An 18,642-nucleotide genomic window follows, 5' to 3' on the forward strand; every position below is an offset into this window, starting at 1 on the left:
CGCCCGCTCGACGGGCCGTCGTGTGGTCACGTATGGCACCGATGCGGCGAATGATGTCGTCTGCACCCCGCATGCGCACGAGCATGCTCTCGAGGGTGCTTGCACGGTGGCGCTTCCCGACGGCACGACCCACGAGGTGGTTATCAAGAGCAACCCCGGGACGCACAATCTGCTCAACGCTACCGCGGCGCTCGTGGTGGCATGGGTGCTCGGACTCGATGCGCACGCTGCCGCCGAGGCGCTTTCCGGGTTTGCCGGCGTGCGTCGCCGGTTTACCCGCGTGGGCGACATCGATGGTATCACCGTGGTCGATGATTACGGCCATCATCCCACCGAGATCAAGGCGACGCTCGCTGCGGCGCGCGGCCTTGGGTTCAAGAACGTGGACGTGGTCTTCCAGCCGCATCGTTACTCCCGCCTGCAGGCGCTCGTCGACGATTTCGCCGACGCGTTCGCCGATGCCGACAAGCTCGTGCTCATCGACGTCTTCTCCGCGGGGGAGATGCCCATTCCCGGCGTGACGAGCAAGATGCTTGCCGATACGGTGCGTGCGCACCATCCTGGAAAGAGCGTGTCCTACGTTCCCGGTCGCATGCAGCTTCTCGAGGCGCTCAGCGACATCGTGGAACCGGGCGACCTGCTCATCACCATGGGTGCAGGCGACGTGACGACGGTGGGCCCCGAGTTCATCGACTACCTCACCAACAAGGAGTAGTGAGTGCCCTATGGGGCTCTTCAACGTCTCTATGGCGCTCATCGGGGCGCTCGATACCGACGTGCTCGAGAACGAGAAGCTTGCGCGCCATACGAGCTACCGCATCGGCGGGCCCGCGTCGCTTCTCGTGACGTGCCATAGCTACCATGCGCTGAGGCGCGCCATCGAAACCGTGAACGCGGAAGGCGTGCCCTGGGTGGTCATGGGGCGTGGGTCCAACATTCTCGTCTCCGACGATGGCTATCGCGGGGTGGTCATCATGCTGGGGCGCGAGTTCGGCCGCACGGTCATCGCCGAGGACGGCTGCACGCTCACGGTAGGTGCCGCGACCGTGCTCATGCGCGTGGTGAACGATGCCTACGCGAGGGGCCTTTCGGGGCTCGAGTTCGCGGTGGGCATCCCCGGTACGCTCGGCGGCGCCATCAACATGGATGCGGGGACGCGCGACGAGTGGATCGGCTCGGTGGTGAAGAGCGTGATGACGTACCGACCTGGCACGGGCATCTGCCGCTACGACCACGACCAGATTGCCTGGGGGTACCGCTCGTGCAGCCTGCCTGCGGGAGAGATCGTGCTCGAGGCGACGCTCGGCCTCACGCCCGCATCGAAGCAGGACATCAGTACCAAGATGGATCGCTATCTCTCGCGGCGGCGCCGCACGCAGCCCATGGCCGCGGCGTCATGCGGCTCGGTGTTCCGCAATCCTCCCGATGGAAGCGCGGGCAAGCTGATCGAGGATTGTGGATTGAAGGGTTTTTGCGTGGGCGGCGCGGAAGTGTCTCCCGTTCACGCTAACTTTATTGTGAACAAGGGCGCGGCTACGGCGTCGGACGTCCTTAACGTGATTCGAACGGTGCGCGGAAAGGTTCAAGAGACGTATGGCGTTGAGCTCCAAACGGAAGTCAAGTTCCTCGGCTTCTAATACGTCGAAGCCGACCTTCCGTCGTGCCTCGACAGCGGGCTCATCGAAGGAGCGCGCGAAGGCCCCCGCGCCTTCTTCGCGCCCCGCTCCCCGCGCGTCAAAGCAGCCCGTCTCAAAGCGGCCGGGCTCTGCCGGCGGCGGCTTTGCCCGTGGGGCCTCCGCTCCCCGCATGGGAGCAGGAGGCAAGGGCGGCGTTGCGCGCCCCCGTGCCCAGGCGAGCTCGTCGGCCGCGGCCCCGCGCACCCGAACAGCTGGCAAGCAAAAGGCCTCCGTCAAACCACAGGGCACCGCTAGGCAGGCAGGAGCGTCCCGTCTTGCTCCCAAGCCTGCGGCGAAGGCTTCGTCGCGGCCTGTTGCGGGGTCCGTCTCGTCGCGCCCTGCCGCGGGGCGCAAAACGCTGCGCCAGCCGGCGGCCGCGTCTCCCGCATCTCGTTCCAAGCTCGGCGCTTCGGGCGCCTCCCGTTTGAAGCCCTCACCGAAGCCTTCTGGTGCTGCGAAACGCGGCGCCGTGCGCGCTTCCGGCGGTCCGGGCGAGGGGCGCGCAGGCCTTGCCTCCGTGCTCGGTCGCATCAAGCTTCCCGCTGTCGCGATTCCGGGGCGCATCGTGGCGGTGGTCGCTGCGGTGCTCCTGGTGCTGGTCGTTGGCGGGGTGGTCGTCACCAACTCGCCGATCTTCTCGGTGACGGAGGTCGTCGTGAACGGCAGCGAGCATGTTACGCAGGATACGGTCGAGCGTTTGGTGGACGTTCCCGAGGGTTCGACGCTCTTCAATTACGATGCATCGGCGATCGAGACGTCGCTCAAGCAGAATCCCTGGGTCGAGAGCGTGCAGATCGAGCGCACGTTCCCGCATACGATCACCATCACGCCGGTTGAGTACAAGGTCGCTGCAATCGCCTATATCACCTCGAGCGACGTTGCCTGGGCAATCGATGCGAGTGGTACCTGGATCGCGCCCATCTCGCTGTCGGTCACGGTAGACGCCGAGGGGAACGTCGTTTCGGGCACGGCGGGCACGCAGGCAAGCCTGCAGCAGGGGAGCGATGGCTCGGCAGACGCGTCTGCTTCTTCTGACGGTGCGGGCGGCGCTGGAGCTTCCTCTGACAGCACGGGCGGCGACGCTTCGTCGTCCGGTGACGGCGCGGACGCCTCTGGTGCATTTTCTGATTCGGATGCTGCCGGTGATGCCGAGGGCGGCTCCTCCACAGATTCCGATACGGCTTCAGCCGATGGCGCCTCGGGCTCCGACGCAGCTTCGGCGGATAACGCTTCGAGCTCCGATGGCAGTGCCGCCGACGGTACGCAAACCTTAACCGGCCTCAACGCCGCGCTGGCGCTTGCACGCCAGGACGGTGCGGTGCTGTTCACCGACATAGCATCCGATGTCGAACCCTCCGAAGGCAGTAAGGTTTCTTCGGATGTCATCACGGCGGGGCTGGAGTACGTAAGCGGCTTCTCAAGCGACTTCCTCGCGCAGATCGATTACCTGTCGCTCGAGTCGGTCGATGCCATCTCCGTCTTCCTTTCGAATGGCATCGAGGTCGCGCTCGGGGGGCCTACCGACGTCTCGCTCAAGGAGCGGGTCGTTACCGGGCTTCTCGACCAGGTGCAGGGCATTACGTATATCGATGTCCGCAACCCCGAGAGCCCGACATACCGTAGCGCGCCGAGCGCTTAGGGAGGAGCCGCGCGTCCGCTGCGCGCTCTGGGGCGCTGGGCTACCGCGGCGCGTCCGCTGCGCGCCGGGCTGCCTCAGCACGCCCGGGGAGGGACCGGACGTCCGTGCGGGGCGCAAGAAACGCCCAGCGGGTGCGATGAGCGTCTATCAAGACCCTGAACGCCGTCCTGTGACCCGCGCTGCGCCCAGGCCCATTCGTGTCTCCGTGGTGTTCTGTGAGCGGGGCGTTGCACGTCGAGCACGCACCCTGAAATCCGCGTTGCATGATGTCACCCCGCCCGACCTGCGAATATGCAGCGAGCTTCATATTTTCGCCTCCGACCATTTGACTCCAACTGCATTTTTGTGCAAAGATATGCCGATTTACCTCGACGTTTAATGTAAACTTGAACGTTAGAGTTTAACCCGGAACCGCAGTCCGAATTCGGAGGACCGACATGCACGAGAGCGAGATCAGCAACTACCTTGCCGTCATCAAAGTGGTGGGCGTCGGCGGCGGCGGAACCAACGCGGTCAACCGCATGATCGAGGAGGGTATCCGCGGCGTCGAGTTCGTGGCCATCAACACGGACGCGCAGGCGCTCGCGATCTCGGATGCGGACATCAAGGTCCACATCGGTACCGATCTGACGCGTGGCCTGGGCGCCGGCGCGAACCCTGAGATTGGCCGCAAGGCTGCCGACGAGAGCCGCGACGACATCCAAGAGGCACTCGAGGGTGCTGACATGGTGTTCATCACGTGCGGCGAGGGCGGCGGCACCGGAACCGGTGCTGCTCCCATCGTGGCCGACATCGCCATGAACGACATCGGCGCGCTGACCGTGGCCGTCGTGACCAAGCCCTTCACCTTCGAGGGCCGCAAGCGCAAGGCGAGCGCCGAGGAGGGCATCCGTACCCTGGCCGACTGCGTCGACACCATGATCGTCATTCCGAACGACAAGCTGCTCGACATCGCCGAGAAGAAGACCACCATGCTCGAGGCCTTCGCCACGGCCGATGGCGTGCTTTCCCAGGGCACCCAGGGTATCACGGACCTCATCACCGTGCCCGGCATCATCAACCTCGACTTCGCCGACGTGAAGACCATCATGAAGCAGGCCGGTACCGCCATGATGGGCATCGGCACCGCCTCCGGCGACAACCGCGCCGTGGACGCTGCCCAGCAGGCCATCTCGAGCCGCCTGCTCGAGAGCTCCATCGATGGTGCCACGCGCGTGCTGCTCTCCATCGCCGGCTCCAAGGACCTCGGCATCCAGGAGATCAACGACGCCGCCGACCTCGTGGCGAACGCCGTCGACCCCGAGGCGAACATCATCTTCGGTACCGTGGTGGACGAGTCGCTCGGCGATCAGGTGCGCATCACCGTCATCGCCACCGGCTTCTCCGATGCCAACGTCGGCCGTCAGGACCAGCTCTTCCAGGCGAGCACCCAGAAGAGCGAGCCTGTTTCCGCGCCCGCTCAGCAGAGCAAGCAGTCTTCTTCGACGCGCACCATCGGTGGCACCGAGGTCCCGAACTTTGGTAACGACCAGTTCGAGCTTCCCGATTTCCTGAAGCGCGGCAACTTCTAGCCTGCATCGCGGATGCGGACGGATTCGTCTGCATCGGCACAATTGGTTGCATTGCATGAGCGCCGGGGCTGATTGCCTTGGCGCTTCTCGTATCGAGCGAACGAGCCAAGCGGGCTGCCTTGTAGAAGGCCGCGCGGGATGTCATATGGGACGCCGCGCTGGATGGCATGTAGAATGAACAGAACACATGGACTCGCGCTTGGGGAGGCGCTATGCAGGAGCTTGAACGTTTGGTAGACGATACGGGCGTTGCGTTGGTGGGGTCCCTCGAGGGCCCGGTTGCATTCGGATTCACCGAGCGGACGGGCGGAGTTTCGAAGCCCCCTTACACCTCGTTGAATTTGGGAAGCCATGTGGGCGATGCGCCCGAGTCGGTCCAGGAGAACCGGCGCCGCGTGCTTGCAACGCTCGGATGCGAGAAGGCGCTTGACCGCCTCATCGTTCCCAACCAGGTTCACGGCGACCATGTCGTGACCGTGTCCTCTTCGGATACGGCAGCGCTCGGTGAGGCTCGCGCTGAGGCCGCTGCGGGCGCCGATGCCGTCGTGTGCACCGTTCCGGGCGTACCGGTGCTGCTGTGCTTTGCCGACTGCGTTCCCGTGATCGTTGTCTGCCCGGGCGGTTTTGCCGTCGTCCATTCGGGCTGGCGGGGCACGTATGCGGAAATCGCCGGAACGGCGGCGCGTGCATTGGGTGAGGCCACGGGCTGCGCACCGAGCGATATGCGTGCATATATTGGCCCGCACATCCTGGGCGATGAGTACGAGGTCTCCGCTGAGCTCATCGAGCAGTTCTCCCAGCGGTTCACCGATATCAACCCGTCGGGCCCGCGGATGCTCGACCTTGCGCGCGCCATCACGCAAGCACTCGTTCGTGCCGGTTTGGCGGAAGGCTCGGTTCTTGATACGCGTCTTTCCACCGTTCGCCACAACGACCGCTTCTACTCCTATCGTGCCGAGAACGGCTCCTGCGGGCGTCATGCTGCGGTCGCGGTGATGCGCTGACCCGGTGCCCCCGACCGTTTGCCGGGTGGCGAACGGCTCCTTACACATTCCTTACATGCGCCACGTAGAGTGAGGTGGGGGCATTGCGCCCTGCCCGCCTGCGGCGATTCGCTGCGCGGGCTGTGCCGCGCTGCCGCCCCTGGTGTATTTGACCTGCTTGTATTCGGTTTGGCTTGTAAGGAGTAGACCATGCGAAAGCTGTACCATCGCCAGCTCGTGGAGGCACGCCACGAGATGCTCTCGATCTACGAGACGATCGACCTCGCCCTCCACGATGCCGTGCGTGCATTCATCTCGGGAGACAAGAAGCTTGCGGGCGCAACGCGGGAGAAGACGTACCAGATCGATGCGCGCTGCGCGAACCTCGAGGCGGTCTGCTACAACCTCATTGCTACCCAAGGTCCGGTCGCATCGGATTTCAGGCTTCTCCAGACCATCATCTATACCGATTTCTGCCTGCAGCGCATGTGCGATAAGGTCCGTCGCACCGCACGTGCGGCAAAGCTGCGGGTCTCGGCCGATATCGAGCTTCCGGCAGAGCTTATCGAGCTCGTTGAGGAAGAGGCGAAGACCGTCTATAGGGTCATGGGAACGGCCGCCTCGGTGCTCGTGCTGAACGACCTCGGTCTTCTGCGCGAGCTGAGCGAGCAGGAGGAGTCTGCTCACGGCGTCTACGAAGAGTTCTTCCGTTCGTACAATCGCATGTCGGCCATCGATCTCGGCGAGGGGAGCGACGACAGCTCATACGACGACCTGCGCCGCGTAATCATGGCGTCGCGCTATCTCGACCGGTGCGCGCAGTACAGCATCGACGCGGCCGCGCGCATCCTGTTTCTGCTCACCGGCCAGCGGTGGAACCAGATGGAAATCGCCACCTTCGATGAAGACGAGCTCGAGGGGATGAGGGTTCCGGCAGGAGAGGGCGCGTTTCTCGACCCAGCATCCGATGCGCTCTGCGTGGCGCGCATCCCGCGCGACGAGCTCGATCCACGCGTGCGCGAGCTTATCGAGGGCGCCGCGGAAGTCTCGCCTGCTGAGTAAGCGCCGCAGGAGCCATGCCGGCTGAGTAAGCACTTGAGTGCCTCGCCCGCCGAACAGGTGCCGCGCGCACCTCCATGCGGAGGCGGCGTTCATCAAAACCGTAAACATTGCGCGTTCGAGCGCGATCCTCTTCGCAGGGTCGCGCTCTGCGGTAGTATGGGGAGGTTATCAACGACAAGAGGTGCATGGTATGTCTGAGCTAGATGCGTATCGCGAGGCCGTCGCACGTCGGCGCGAGGCGATCATGGAGCGGGTCGATGCGGCGCTTGCGCGGAGCGGGCGCAAGGCCGGCTCGGTGAAGGTGATGGCCGTCTCCAAGACGGTCGACGTGCCGCAGGTGGTCGCTGCCATCGATGCGGGGTATCGCTTCTTTGGTGAGAATCGGCCTCAGGAACTCGTGCGTAAGCTTGAGGGACTCTCCGTGCTCGCCGGCGAGGACGGGTGCGTTGCCGGTGCCGATGCTCGCGAGCTTAGGTTCGATATGATCGGCAACCTGCAGACCAACAAGATCAACGCCGTGCTCGGTCGCGCCGCGTGCATCCATTCCATCAGCTCGCTTCACCTCGCCGAGGCGGTTTCCTCCCGTGCCGCACGCCGCGTCGAGGCGGGGGAGCTGGCCGGCCCGCAGCCGGTTCTCATCGAGGTGAACGTCTCGGGCGAGGCCTCGAAGTCTGGGTTTGCCCCCGATGATCTGCGAAATGCATTCTCCCAGCTTGCGCAGCTCCCGGGTATTCGCATCACCGGTCTCATGACGATGGCTCCCCGCGGAGATGCTCGCTGCGCTCACGAGACGTTTGCCGGCCTACGCGACCTGCGCGACGAGTTGGCCGCATCCTACCCCTCGGTCGACCTTGCCGAGCTCTCCTGCGGTATGAGCGAGGACTTCGAGGCGGCTATCGAGGAGGGGTCCACGCTCATCAGGCTCGGTAGGGTCGCGTTCGATCCGTCCTTCGCGCTCGCCTAGGCGCATAGCCGCTCTTTGCACGCGGGCGCATGCGCATGTGGCAAGCATGAGTGTGAACATTGCATTGGAAGGGGTATTTTCGGAATCGTTGTCGCATCTTGCGGGGTACAAGGGCCTAGAATAGGGCAGTTCTGGTACGATAAGCAGGTCAGGCCAACTCAGACCTGCAACCGTACACGAATCGCAGCATGCAGAGAGGTTGAGAGATGGGCTTCTTAGACGACATCAAGAGTCGGCTCCCCTTCGGCCAAGGTCAAGCTTCCTACGGCCAAGACGGCTATGACGAGGGTGACGGCTATAACGATTACTATGACGGCGATTATCAGGACGACTACCAGACCGCGGAAGACGCCTATGGTGCGCAGGGGTATAGCGGCGGCTATGCCGCGCAACCCGCAGAGCCTTCGAATGGCATGCTCGGGCAGACCCGTCGCGGCGAGGCGGAGTCCGTCGCGGTCTACACGCGCTCAGGCCAGCTCGTGGGCGATGCGGACCGTCATGCCACCACGTACAATCCTCCCGCCCGGAGCCAGGATTCCTATCGTCCCGGGGCCTACGATACGCCCTCGAGCTATGCTGCCTCGGTGCGCGAGCACGCTGCGGCCGCCCCGGCTCCCGAAGCTGCAGCCATCGACCGGCATGCAAATTCTATCCTGAACGCGACTCCCCAGCTGCCGGCATACGTGCTGCGCCCGGAGAGCTACGACGACGTCGAGACCGTCGTGCGTCGCGTGCGCACCAAGCAGCCCGTGGCGCTTGTCTTCGTGGGCGTGCGCACGGAGGTAGCCAAGCGCGTTCTCGATTTCAGCTATGGTTTCGCCTGCGGCCTCGGCGCTTCCGTCAAAGAGGTGGGCGACCGCGTGTTCATGGTGCTGCCCGCCGGCTGCGAGGTCAAGGATTCCGATCTGACCAAGCTCCGCGACGACGGTTTCCTCAAATAGGCGGGGGTGCTTGACGATTCCGACTTTCACCTTGAACGCCTACTCGGTCGCGCAGCTCGTCGTTACGCTCGTCGATTTCTACGAGATGCTCATTATCGTCTACATCCTGCTCTCGTGGTTCCCGATCCGCGAGGGTAGCTTGGTGCACGATATCGGCATGGTGCTTCAATCGCTTTGCGAGCCCTATCTGGGCCTCTTCCGTCGGTTTATCCCCCCGATGGGCGGCCTCGATTTCTCTCCCGTTATTGCGGTTCTTGCGTTGAATCTCGTGTCACGGCTGGTAATAGGTATAATCGTTTAGGATGCAGTGTCTAGGCGCAAGCGGGGCAAGGTCCTGCGTGCGATGAAAAGGAGTGCTCATGGCAATCACACCCGCCGACATTCAGGCTCAGACGTTTTCCGAGGCCAAGCGCGGCTACGATCCCGCTGAGGTCGATGTCTTCCTCGAGCAGCTCGCTACCGAGGTCGACGCGATGCTTGCCAAGATCGTCGATCTCAAGAATCGCCTGACGGCGACCGAGCAGCAGCTCGCCGATGCTCAGAACCAGCTTGCGAACGCGCAGGCTCAGACGATTGCCGCGCCCGCGCCGGTGCAGCAGCCGTCGAGCATGGGCGCCTCCGAGCGTCAGATTTCCGCGGCCCTCATCGCTGCTCAGCAGACGGCGGACGCCATCGTTGCCGAGGCTCAGCAGAATGCCGACCACATCTGCAACGAGGCCGATGCCAAGGCGCGCGACGTCATCCGCCAGGCCCTGCAGGAGAAGCAGGAGGAGCTGAAGGAGATCGATCGTCTCAAGGCTTCGCGCGAGGAGTTCAAGGAGGAGTATCTGAAGCTGCTCCAGCACTTCATGGACGATGCTCAGAACTCCTTCCCGCCCGAGCTCATGGCTTCTTCGCAGCCCGTTGGCTCCGCCGCTGCGGCTGCCGCTCCGGTGCTCCAGTCTGCCCCGGTGGTTACCCCGGCTCCCGAGCCCGCGCCCGTCACCCCGGTCGCCGATCCCTTCGCGCCGCTCGACAACTTCGGCGTGGACGATCTGGACTAGCATATGCTTCAACTTACGAGGTAAGCGCTTCGCAGACGAAAGGCACCGCCCATCGGACGGTGCCTTTTTTCATGTCGAGGGGCGCGAGCGTTCCATGTCGTGGCCAGGGGTGCTTTGCCTGCCAAAAGGGGGTGCACGTTCGATTGCGCCTTTCCCGCTCCCTTTGGGCATAATGGAACCAATGACATTGCATGAAGAACGACGGCGAAGGGATGCGTATGGGCAGGTCTGGCGGCAGGTCGGGAGGCGGTGGCCGCAGCGGAGGGTTCTCCGGCGGAGGCAGATCTTCGGGAGGCTTCTCCGGGGGAGGCGGTCACGGCAGGAGCGGTCGTTCGGGCGGCCCCCGCTTCGGCGGATTCGGGGGCGGTTTCGGCGCGCCGCGTTGGCATGGACCGCGCTCTTACGGTGGCGGTAGCTTCTGGCCGTTCATGGCCGGCTACGGCATGGGGCGCGGTTCCGGGGGCTCCGGGAGGGGTTCTGGCGGGGATTCGAGTGGTTCGGGATGCGGTTGCGCTTCGATCATCGTGGCGGCGCTCGCCGTCGTCGTGCTCATGGCGCTTCTCGGTACCGTTGCGACTCGCTTGACATCGTGCACGTCTACCGCCATGAGCGCAGACATCTCCGCATCAACGGTTGATCGCGAGGCGCTGCCCGCTAGCGCGGTTACCACCCAGCTCTCTCAGCATTATCGCGATGAAGATGGAGGCTGGATCTATAGCTCGGGAACGATCGAGCGCGGGCTTGACGCCTTCCAGGATGAGACGGGCGTGCAGCCGTTCGTGTGGGTCCTTCCCAATGGGAGCGAGACCTCGACCGAGGCGCTCTCCCAGCGCGCCGATGAGCTGTACGATGAGGTCTTCGACGACGAAGCGGGCTTCCTCCTCGTGTTCTGCGACGATGGCAACGGGTCGTTCAACTGCGGCTATACGGTTGGTAGCCAAGCCAAGACCGTGATGGATGACGAAGCGATCGGGATTCTCGCCGATTACCTCGATAGGTACTACCAAGACTATTCGATATCCGAAGACGAGATCTTCGCACGGGCTTTCGAAGACACGGGAGCGCGCATCATGAGCCGCACGACATCGCCTATGGTGTACGTTGCCGTTTGCGCAGCGGTGGTCATCGTGGCCGGGCTCGTGTTCTTTGGGGTGAAGAACTACCGCGCTTCGAAGGAGCGGGAAGCAAAGCGCATGGAAGAGGTACTCAACACACCGCTCGAGACGTTCGGCGATCAGGACCTCGAAGATTTGGAGAAGAAGTACCAGGACCCGAAAGACTGAGACGGCGCGTGATGCTGTGCCCGCTCTGGGGGTAGAAGGTACAAGACGGCGTCCATGGGCGCCGAAGCGCCGGGGTGGGCCCGGCGAAGAGTCAAAGGAGTGCACATGGGCATGCTCGACCGCTTTACCGATATCATCAAGGCAAATGTGAACGATTTGCTCGACCGAGCTGAGGATCCATCCAAGATGGTCGACCAGTACCTCCGCGACCTCACCGAGTCGCTTGCCGAGGTCAAGCAGGAGACTGCCGGCGTCATGGCGGAGGAGGCGCGCACCGAGCGGCAGGTCAAGGAGAACGAGGCCGACATCTCGAAGTACGACAGCCTCGCCCGCGCGGCGCTCGAGGCGGGCAATGAAGACGATGCTCGAACGTTCTTGGCAAAGAAGCAGCAGCTCGTAACGAAGGGCGAGGGGCTGCGCGCTGCCGCGGAGGCCGCGCACGAGAATGCAACCAAGATGCGCGAGATGCATGACAAACTTGTGGGTGATATCGAGCAGCTGAAGAGCCGGCGCGAGGCCATCAAGGCGAAGGTCGCCGTTGCGAAGACCCAGGACAAGGTCAACAAGATGTCCTCCGCAGGCGACCGCGCGGCCGGTGCCATGAGCGCGTTCGACCGTATGGAGGCGAAGGCCGATGAGATGCTCGACCGCTCCAACGCCATGAGCGAGCTTTCTTCGGAGCCGGCGGACGCTGCCGCCGAGCTGGAGAAGAAGTATGCCGATTCCGCATCGACGGCGGCCGTTGACGCGGAGCTCGCCCGCCTTAAGGAAGAGATGGGTCTCTAGGCCCACCGGCAGGGGGCGGAGTGCCGGCGGTTTCCTCCGTCCCCTGTCAGCCTTCGTCTGCGCTAGCGCGTTACGTCGCAGAATTGCTCCAGGGAGATGCAACGGGCTTCTCGCTTCTCGGGTTCGGCGATTTCGTCCGCTGGGTAGCCCATGGTGAGCATCGATACCGGTTCGACCCCTTCGGGAAGGCCGAACTCCTGGCGTGCGATCTCAGGATCGAACATGCAAACCCAGCAGGTTCCCAAGCCGAGCTCGGTTGCCTGCATCATCATCTCGTCGACCACGATCGAGGTATCGATGAGCGACGAGTTCATGCCGTCGTTCCGGCGTACCCAGGCATCTTCGGTGCGCGCGCAGGCGAGGATGACCACGGGCGCACCGAAGATGCTGCCGTCTTTGGCGAACCTGTGAGCTGCATGCGCCGCCTTCTCCTTTAGCTCGGGGGTGTCGCAAATAACGATACGGGTAGGGTGGTTGTTGTGGGCGGAAGGGGCGATGCGGCCCGCTTCCACCACTGCAGCGAGCTTCTCGGGCTCGATGGCGCGGTCCTCGTAGGAGCGGCACGAATAGCGCGCGCGGGTGAGGTCGGCGAAGGACATGGGTACCTCCTATGAACGCGTTTCCAACGGCCTCATTGTAGCGCTCGTAGCCCGGCGCGGCGGAATAGGCGAAGGGGCGTTCGGGTAGATTGAAATCGTATGCGGGGACGCGGGTACGCCCCGAGGTTTGCCGGCGCGGCGCATCGCACGTCGGCGTAGAGAGGAGACTCCAATGGTTCAGCGCATCATGCTCAACGAGACGTCGTATCACGGATCGGGTGCAATCGCCGAGATCCCGAACGAGATCGCGGCCCGCAGCTTCAAGAAAGCCTTCGTTGCCTCCGACCCCGACCTCGTGAAGTTCGGCATCACGGCCAAGGTGACCGACCTCCTCGATGCCGCCCAGGTTCCCTATGAGGTCTACTCCGATATCAAGCCCAACCCCACGATCGAGAACGTTCAGCATGGCGTCGAGGCCTTCAAGGCTTCGGGCGCCGATTGCATTGTCGCCATCGGTGGCGGGTCGTCCATGGACACCTCGAAGGCCATCGGCATCATCATCGCAAACCCCGAGTTCGAGGACGTGCGCTCGCTCGAGGGCGTTGCTCCCACCAAGAACCCGTGCACGCCGATCATTGCCGTTCCCACCACGGCAGGTACCGCGGCCGAGGTCACGATCAACTACGTCATCACCGACGTTGAGCGCAAGCGCAAGTTCGTCTGCGTTGACCCGCATGACATGCCCGTGGTTGCCGTCGTCGATCCCGACATGATGGCCACCATGCCTGTGGGCCTTACGGCTGCGACCGGCATGGACGCGCTCACCCATGCCATCGAGGGCTACACCACGAGGGCGGCATGGGCGATGACGGACATGTTCCACCTCGAGGCCATCCGCTTGATCGCTCAGAACCTGCGTGACGCCGTAGCCGAGGCCAAGAGCGGCGAGCCGGGCAGCGGCCGCGAGGGCATGGCCCTTGCCGAGTACATCGCGGGTATGGGCTTCTCCAACGTCGGGCTTGGCATCGCGCACTCCATGGCCCATATCCTCGGCGCGGTCTACGACACGCCGCACGGTGTTGCCTGCGCCATGGCGCTGCCCATCGTGATGGAGTACAACGCTTCCGAAACGGGCGAGAAGTATCGCGAGATCGCTCGTGCCATGGGCGTTGCGGGCGTTGACGACATGTCGCAGGACGAGTACCGCGCTGCCGCTGTGGCTGCCGTGGCCAAGCTCGGGCAGGATGTGGGCATCCCCACGAAGGTGGACGGCCTCAAGGAAGAGGACCTCGACTTCCTCTCCGAGTCCGCTCATGCCGACGCCTGCGCACCCGGCAATCCGCGCGATGCGAGCGTCGAGGATATCAAGAACCTTTTCCGCAAGCTGATGTAACGCATCGTTTGGTCGGGGCCGTTGCTTTGGCAGCGGCCCCGTTTTTGTTTGGGCTGTCGCTGCCGTAGCGCGTGGCTGTGCGGGTTGCCGCTGTAGCGCGTGACTGATTGAGCTGCCGCTGCTGTAACGCGTGGCTGTGCGGGCCGCCGCCGTAGCGCACAGATCGTTTCTCGCTCCCGCGGCTGGATGGAATGCCCGTCCGGTTGTGCGCGGGTTGGGGGTGTGGGACGGCGGATTTCGCGATATTGGCGCACTCGCGCGGCGCCAAGGGCAAAACTTGCGTCAAAGGATCGATTTTTCGGAGACCGCCCGAGTACACCCGCTAGATGCAACATGAAAACTGCTGGTAGATGCGATGGACCTGGAGCGGATAGTTAGTAGGTATCCCAAAATCAAGTCCTTTGACGGAAGTTTTGTTCCGGCTAAGAGATCACGAGGATATTTCGAGCTGCAACGAAGGCTTCGCGCGCGCAGTTGCGCGCGGTGACTGGGCTATTCTTGCTATGCGGCAGTAAAAAAGCCGACGGGGTAGCTTGAGCCTCGAATCAGTGCCTTTTTTGGTTCTGTTGAGCAGGCCATCCCGCATTGAAAGCATTTTCTCAGGAATGCAGAGGGTATAGTAATTCAGATACCGGGCTGAGTTTTTACAAAAGCGCCGATTCGAGACTCGAGCTATGGTGGTTGCAACGCCTTGATGCGTTCGGCAGGGCATGTTCGCGTAAAGGTTGGAGAGGTCATGATGGTGGAGCGGCTCATATTCTTCGACATCGACGGGACGCTCGTGCCGGATACGAGCACGGGTTCGTTTATTGCAAAGCGCTTGGGATCGCTTGAGCAGATGGCTGCCGCCGAGCGCGCCTACGAGGAGGGGCGCATCGATAACGGCGAGGTTTGCGCGATCGATGCGGCCGCGTGGCGCGGTTACCGCCGTGCCGAGGTCGAGTCGTGGCTAGACGAGCTGCCTTTAATCGCGGGCATCCGTGAAACGGTTGACGCATGCCGCGGCGCTGGTATGGAGCCGCATCTCGCTTCGCTGGCTTGGACGGTCGTGGGGGAGTATCTTTGTCGCCGGTTTGGGTTCGCGGGGTGCTGTGGCCCGGTGCTCGAAGAGGAAGATGGCATCTTTACCGGCCGGGTGAAGCGCGTTTTCGATGAATACGACAAGCGCGACTACGCTCTTGGGGTTTGCGCTGAGCGCGACATCGACCCTGCGCGGTGCATCGCCGTGGGGGACAGCCGCTCGGATCTACCGCTCTTCGCTGCGGTGGGCGAAAGCATCGCTTTCAACGGGTCGCCCGCTGCGCGTGCGGCTGCCACCCGATGTGTCGACGGTCCCTCGCTTACCGCTATCTTGAAAAACCAGGACTGAGTGAGAAATCAGGACAGAGGTAATTTCGCATTCGACGGGTCGCGCTTGCCTCGTGTGGATTTGAGGCCTGCGCGCCGTAGCTTGCGTCAGATGCTACAATACCTCGCGCGAAGCGGGCCAGACGGTCGCGCGACCTGCGCTCCGGCGCAGGCGTGAGGAAAGTCCGGGCTCCACAGGGCAGGATGCTGGCTAACGGCCAGGCGGGGCAACCCGACGGAAAGTGCCGCAGAAAAGAAGACTCCCACCTGCGTGCTGACTCGGCGCGTAAAGGGAAAAGCTGAAACGGTGGTGTAAGAGACCACCAGCGTCGCGGCAACGCGGCGGCTTGGTAAACCCCATCCGGAGCAAGCGCAAATAGGGGCGCTATGGGTCGGCCCGGCCCGCGCCCGGGTAGCGTGCGAGGAGCCGCACGGTGACGTGCGTGCCAAGATAAATGACCGTCCGCGACAGAACCCGGCTTATAGGCCCGCTTCGTTCTTTTGCTCTCGCGCGCTTGTGGCGGTGGACGCGCCTTCTCACCGTGCCTGTCAACGATGATTCGGTGCCCATGAGGCTTACGGTCCCGATGATGCCTTTTGGGCGCGTCGCCTGCGATGAGGTGCATCCTGTGTTCATGGCGCAAGCGCTGTATCAGGGAAATGTAAAGCTAACGTAAGGTCTCTTTACATCCATATATAAAATGCCAGCTCAACGGCATACTCGTCATGAAGCCGTTTACGCGTGGCTGATTAATCTGCATAAATGCATCAAGAAACCGTTAAGAAACGGTAAAATAGCGGCGTACGTGTCGGGGATGCCCGCTGGAGCGTTCCTGTGAAGCTGAATAGGGAGAACTCTGTTGGATGTCTCGCTCGCGCAATTTGTCGCGCAGGTGGTCTCGAACCCCATCTTGGCCGTTACCGTTCTGCTCACCTTGGGCGTTATTTTCGTCAATGGCTGGACCGACGCCCCCAATGCGATCGCGACGGCTGTCACGACCCGAAGCATCAATATCCGCCCCGCCATCATCATGAGCGCCGTCTTCAACTTCTTGGGCGTGCTGCTCATGACGATGATCAATTCGTCGGTGGCGTCGACCATCTCGAACATGGTCGATTTCGGTACGGACACGCAGATGGCCCTCGTCGCCCTGTGCGCCGCGCTCTTCTCGATCGTCGTCTACAGCGTGGGCGCCTCGATCTTTGGCATCCCCACCAGTGAGAGCCACAGCCTCATCGCGGGCCTCACCGGTGCTGCGCTTGCCGTCCAGGGCGGCCTCGACGGCGTAAACGGCCAGGAGTGGATCAAGGTCATCTACGGCTTGGTGCTCAGCCTCGCCCTCGGTTTCGCGCTGGGCTGGGGCATCTGCAAGGCGTTGACCATCATCTGCGCGAATATGGACCGGCGACGCACCAACAAGGCATTCAAGTACGCACAGATTTTCGGTGCTGCCGCCATGAGCTTCATGCACGGTGCCCAAGACGGTCAGAAATTCATCGGCGTGCTGCTGCTGGGCGTGGCCTTCTGCAACGGCCAACCCGATCTTGTGAACGCCGCCATCCCCATCTGGCTCATGATGCTCTGTAGCATCACCATGGGCGTCGGCACGAGCGTGGGCGGCGAGAAGATCATCAAGTCCGTCGGCATGGATATGGTCAAGCTCGAGACCTTCCAGGGCTTCTCGGCCGACCTCGCCGGTGCGGTGTGCATCCTGCTTTCGACCCTCACGGGCATTCCCGTTTCCACGACGCATACCAAGACGAGCGCCATCATGGGTGTCGGCGCGGTCAAGCGTCTGTCCGCCATCAACTTCTCGGTGGTGAAGGACATGATGCTCACGTGGGTGTTTACGTTCCCCGGCTGCGGCCTCATCAGCTTCGTGATGGCGAAGGTCTTCATGATGGTGTTCTAGCGGTCGTTTGACGGCTGCACCCCCTCGGCGCAGCCAGGGTGTTCGGTATGTTCGCGCGGCTGGTTCCGCGCTGAGATCGCAAACGCGATGCACAACGAGAATCGGAGGATTCCATGGCAAGGAAAAACGACGCGTTCTACTTCGAAGCGTTCTGCGCAAGCGCGGACTATTCATATCAGGCTGCGCAGTTGCTCTCGAAGATCATGCACAATTTTGATCCCGACCGCCTGGAAGAGGCGATCGATGAGATGCACGCTATCGAGCAGGCGGCCGACGAGCGGCGCCACGAGGTGCTCGACGCGCTGGTGACGGCGTTCGTGACGCCCATCGAGCGCGAGGACATCGCCGAGCTCAGCGAGTACCTGGACACCGTGACCGACCGTATCGAGGGCGTGCTGCATCGGCTGTACTTCAACAACATTCGCGAGATGCGCCCAGATGCGCTCGAGCTTGTGGACATCGTGGTCCGCAGCTGCGAGCTCATGCGCTCGCTCGTGGGTGAGCTCTCACAATTCAAGAAGTCGAAGAAGCTGCGCCAGTACGTCGTTGAGCTCAACACCATCGAGCAGGAGGCCGACGACTGCTACATGAGGTCTATGCGCAACCTGCATACGACCTGCACGGACCCGATCGTTGTCTTCACGTGGCACGAAACCTACTCGTTCCTCGAGTACTGCGTCGACTATTGCGAGCAGGTTGCCGACACGATCGACACGATCGTGATGAAGAACTCGTAAGCGCACGGTATCTTCGTTTTCTTAGCGCGCCCGCCGACGCAGCTCCTTGCTGCAGGCGGGCGCGCTCGTTGTATTCCTGATAGGATAGCCTGGAAGCGAATGGCAAGATGGCATAGGCGGGCGAGCATGGAGAGCTATCGTACGGTGCGCGCGGGCGAAGAGGCGGTTGGCGAGGTCGTCGATCGCAAGAGCCGTTTCATCGCGCAGCTCGTGCATGTGGAGTGTGAGGAAGATGCCGCGGAACACATCGCGGCGGTTCGCTCGCGTCACTTCGATGCGCGCCACAACGTGCCAGCTTGGATTCTGGCCGACGGCCGCGAGCGGGCGAGCGATGACGGCGAGCCGCAGCGCACAAGCGGCATGCCTTCCCTTGAGGTGCTGCGCGGTGCCAACCTGCGCGATGTGTGCTGCGTGACCACGCGCTATTTCGGCGGTACGCTCTTGGGCCCCGGCGGCCTGGTGCGCGCCTACGGTGCAGCGGTGCAGGCTGCGATCGATGCGGCGCGCGAGGCGGGCAAGCTGGTGGAGATGACTTCAGTCGTCTCGGTTGTCGTGACCGTCGCGTACTCCCAGTACGAGCAGGTTCTTCATATGGTTGAACAGGCGGGCGGAAAGGTTTCCGACACCGCGTATACCGACGAGGTTGCTCTTTCGATCGTGTTTAAGGCGGGGGATGAGCAGCCGTTTCTCACCGCGCTTCGTGAGCGCTTGGCCGGGCGGGAGCGCGTGGAGGTCTCGGGCCCGCGGTTCGATGAGTTTTAAGCG

At 63.0% G+C, this 18,642-nt stretch carries 18 protein-coding genes and 1 other RNA gene; 18 read left to right on the forward strand and 1 reads right to left on the reverse strand.

Annotated elements, in window-relative coordinates:
- From AC1VS5_RS03455 to AC1VS5_RS03510, 12 genes are all read left to right on the forward strand, one after another.
- A partial coding sequence (locus AC1VS5_RS03455) for a glutamate ligase domain-containing protein (RefSeq protein ID WP_481217705.1) occupies positions 1-715 on the forward strand: 715 nt, incomplete at its 5' end.
- Positions 716-725: 10 nt separating this feature from the next.
- Positions 726-1,637, forward strand: coding sequence for a UDP-N-acetylmuramate dehydrogenase (murB, locus tag AC1VS5_RS03460; RefSeq protein WP_022350071.1), 912 nt, complete (start codon positions 726-728; stop codon positions 1,635-1,637).
- 508 nt (positions 1,638-2,145) lie between these two features.
- Entirely contained in the window at positions 2,146-3,315 is a 1,170-nt protein-coding gene (locus AC1VS5_RS03465) for a cell division protein FtsQ/DivIB (RefSeq protein ID WP_481217706.1), read from the forward strand.
- 437 nt (positions 3,316-3,752) lie between these two features.
- Positions 3,753-4,886: a cell division protein FtsZ gene (gene ftsZ / locus AC1VS5_RS03470; RefSeq protein WP_019128170.1), complete on the forward strand. Its 1,134-nt coding sequence runs from the start codon at positions 3,753-3,755 to the stop codon at positions 4,884-4,886.
- Between the two features lie 212 nt (positions 4,887-5,098).
- Positions 5,099-5,890 (forward strand): purine nucleoside phosphorylase YfiH/LACC1 family protein, encoded by a 792-nt coding sequence (locus AC1VS5_RS03475; RefSeq protein ID WP_481217707.1) that lies wholly within the window; start codon positions 5,099-5,101, stop codon positions 5,888-5,890.
- 189 nt (positions 5,891-6,079) lie between these two features.
- Entirely contained in the window at positions 6,080-6,931 is an 852-nt protein-coding gene (locus AC1VS5_RS03480) for a phosphate signaling complex PhoU family protein (protein WP_329739686.1), read from the forward strand.
- 190 nt (positions 6,932-7,121) lie between these two features.
- A complete protein-coding gene (locus AC1VS5_RS03485; RefSeq protein ID WP_287748066.1) occupies positions 7,122-7,895 on the forward strand; it encodes a YggS family pyridoxal phosphate-dependent enzyme in 774 nt (257 codons plus the stop codon).
- Between the two features lie 206 nt (positions 7,896-8,101).
- Positions 8,102-8,836 carry a cell division protein SepF gene (sepF, locus tag AC1VS5_RS03490; RefSeq protein ID WP_276765762.1) on the forward strand — a complete coding sequence of 245 codons (735 nt, stop codon included), beginning with the start codon at positions 8,102-8,104 and terminating at the stop codon, positions 8,834-8,836.
- Between the two features lie 10 nt (positions 8,837-8,846).
- On the forward strand, positions 8,847-9,137 hold the full coding sequence (locus AC1VS5_RS03495; RefSeq protein ID WP_019128175.1) for a YggT family protein: 291 nt from the start codon (positions 8,847-8,849) through the stop codon (positions 9,135-9,137).
- Between the two features lie 58 nt (positions 9,138-9,195).
- On the forward strand, positions 9,196-9,879 hold the full coding sequence (locus AC1VS5_RS03500; protein ID WP_417047230.1) for a DivIVA domain-containing protein: 684 nt from the start codon (positions 9,196-9,198) through the stop codon (positions 9,877-9,879).
- A 191-nt stretch (positions 9,880-10,070) separates the two neighbouring features.
- A complete protein-coding gene (locus AC1VS5_RS03505; RefSeq protein ID WP_481217708.1) occupies positions 10,071-11,162 on the forward strand; it encodes a hypothetical protein in 1,092 nt (363 codons plus the stop codon).
- 105 nt (positions 11,163-11,267) lie between these two features.
- Entirely contained in the window at positions 11,268-11,948 is a 681-nt protein-coding gene (locus tag AC1VS5_RS03510) for a PspA/IM30 family protein (protein ID WP_276765768.1), read from the forward strand.
- Between the two features lie 62 nt (positions 11,949-12,010).
- Here the strand turns inward: AC1VS5_RS03510 and AC1VS5_RS03515 are convergent, their stop codons facing one another.
- Complete coding sequence (locus tag AC1VS5_RS03515; protein ID WP_276765770.1) at positions 12,011-12,547, reverse strand: nitroreductase family protein; 537 nt, start codon at positions 12,545-12,547, stop codon at positions 12,011-12,013.
- Between the two features lie 172 nt (positions 12,548-12,719).
- On the opposite strand from AC1VS5_RS03515, the gene fucO reads away from it, so the two are divergent.
- The 6 genes from fucO (at position 12,720) to AC1VS5_RS03545 (ending at position 18,639) form a co-directional block, all read left to right on the forward strand.
- The gene (gene fucO / locus AC1VS5_RS03520; protein WP_481217709.1) at positions 12,720-13,880 is read left to right on the forward strand and encodes a lactaldehyde reductase; all 1,161 of its coding nucleotides are present in this window, start codon (positions 12,720-12,722) and stop codon (positions 13,878-13,880) included.
- Positions 13,881-14,616: 736 nt separating this feature from the next.
- Positions 14,617-15,249 (forward strand): HAD family hydrolase, encoded by a 633-nt coding sequence (locus tag AC1VS5_RS03525; protein ID WP_481217710.1) that lies wholly within the window; start codon positions 14,617-14,619, stop codon positions 15,247-15,249.
- 109 nt (positions 15,250-15,358) lie between these two features.
- Positions 15,359-15,726: RNase P RNA component class A (gene rnpB, locus AC1VS5_RS03530), an RNA gene on the forward strand.
- 361 nt (positions 15,727-16,087) lie between these two features.
- Positions 16,088-17,140, forward strand: coding sequence for an inorganic phosphate transporter (locus AC1VS5_RS03535; RefSeq protein ID WP_019128182.1), 1,053 nt, complete (start codon positions 16,088-16,090; stop codon positions 17,138-17,140).
- Positions 17,141-17,253: 113 nt separating this feature from the next.
- The gene (locus AC1VS5_RS03540) at positions 17,254-17,877 is read left to right on the forward strand and encodes a DUF47 domain-containing protein (RefSeq protein ID WP_019128183.1); all 624 of its coding nucleotides are present in this window, start codon (positions 17,254-17,256) and stop codon (positions 17,875-17,877) included.
- A 126-nt stretch (positions 17,878-18,003) separates the two neighbouring features.
- Positions 18,004-18,639 (forward strand): IMPACT family protein, encoded by a 636-nt coding sequence (locus AC1VS5_RS03545; RefSeq protein WP_287748047.1) that lies wholly within the window; start codon positions 18,004-18,006, stop codon positions 18,637-18,639.
- The last annotated feature ends 3 nt before the right edge of the window (positions 18,640-18,642 follow it).

This window comes from Enorma sp. (genome assembly GCF_982429025.1).

Bases quoted from the DNA above. Each gene is read 5' to 3' on its own strand.
- murB (WP_022350071.1), top strand. From the start codon at position 726: ATGGGGCTCTTCAACGTCTCTATGGCGCTCATCGGGGCGCTCGATACC.
- ftsZ (WP_019128170.1), top strand. From the start codon at position 3,753: ATGCACGAGAGCGAGATCAGCAACTACCTTGCCGTCATCAAAGTGGTG.
- AC1VS5_RS03475 (WP_481217707.1), top strand. From the start codon at position 5,099: ATGCAGGAGCTTGAACGTTTGGTAGACGATACGGGCGTTGCGTTGGTG.
- AC1VS5_RS03480 (WP_329739686.1), top strand. From the start codon at position 6,080: ATGCGAAAGCTGTACCATCGCCAGCTCGTGGAGGCACGCCACGAGATG.
- AC1VS5_RS03485 (WP_287748066.1), top strand. From the start codon at position 7,122: ATGTCTGAGCTAGATGCGTATCGCGAGGCCGTCGCACGTCGGCGCGAG.
- sepF (WP_276765762.1), top strand. From the start codon at position 8,102: ATGGGCTTCTTAGACGACATCAAGAGTCGGCTCCCCTTCGGCCAAGGT.
- AC1VS5_RS03500 (WP_417047230.1), top strand. From the start codon at position 9,196: ATGGCAATCACACCCGCCGACATTCAGGCTCAGACGTTTTCCGAGGCC.
- AC1VS5_RS03505 (WP_481217708.1), top strand. From the start codon at position 10,071: ATGAAGAACGACGGCGAAGGGATGCGTATGGGCAGGTCTGGCGGCAGG.
- AC1VS5_RS03510 (WP_276765768.1), top strand. From the start codon at position 11,268: ATGGGCATGCTCGACCGCTTTACCGATATCATCAAGGCAAATGTGAAC.
- AC1VS5_RS03515 (WP_276765770.1), bottom strand. From the start codon at position 12,547: ATGTCCTTCGCCGACCTCACCCGCGCGCGCTATTCGTGCCGCTCCTAC.
- fucO (WP_481217709.1), top strand. From the start codon at position 12,720: ATGGTTCAGCGCATCATGCTCAACGAGACGTCGTATCACGGATCGGGT.
- AC1VS5_RS03525 (WP_481217710.1), top strand. From the start codon at position 14,617: ATGATGGTGGAGCGGCTCATATTCTTCGACATCGACGGGACGCTCGTG.
- AC1VS5_RS03540 (WP_019128183.1), top strand. From the start codon at position 17,254: ATGGCAAGGAAAAACGACGCGTTCTACTTCGAAGCGTTCTGCGCAAGC.
- AC1VS5_RS03545 (WP_287748047.1), top strand. From the start codon at position 18,004: ATGGAGAGCTATCGTACGGTGCGCGCGGGCGAAGAGGCGGTTGGCGAG.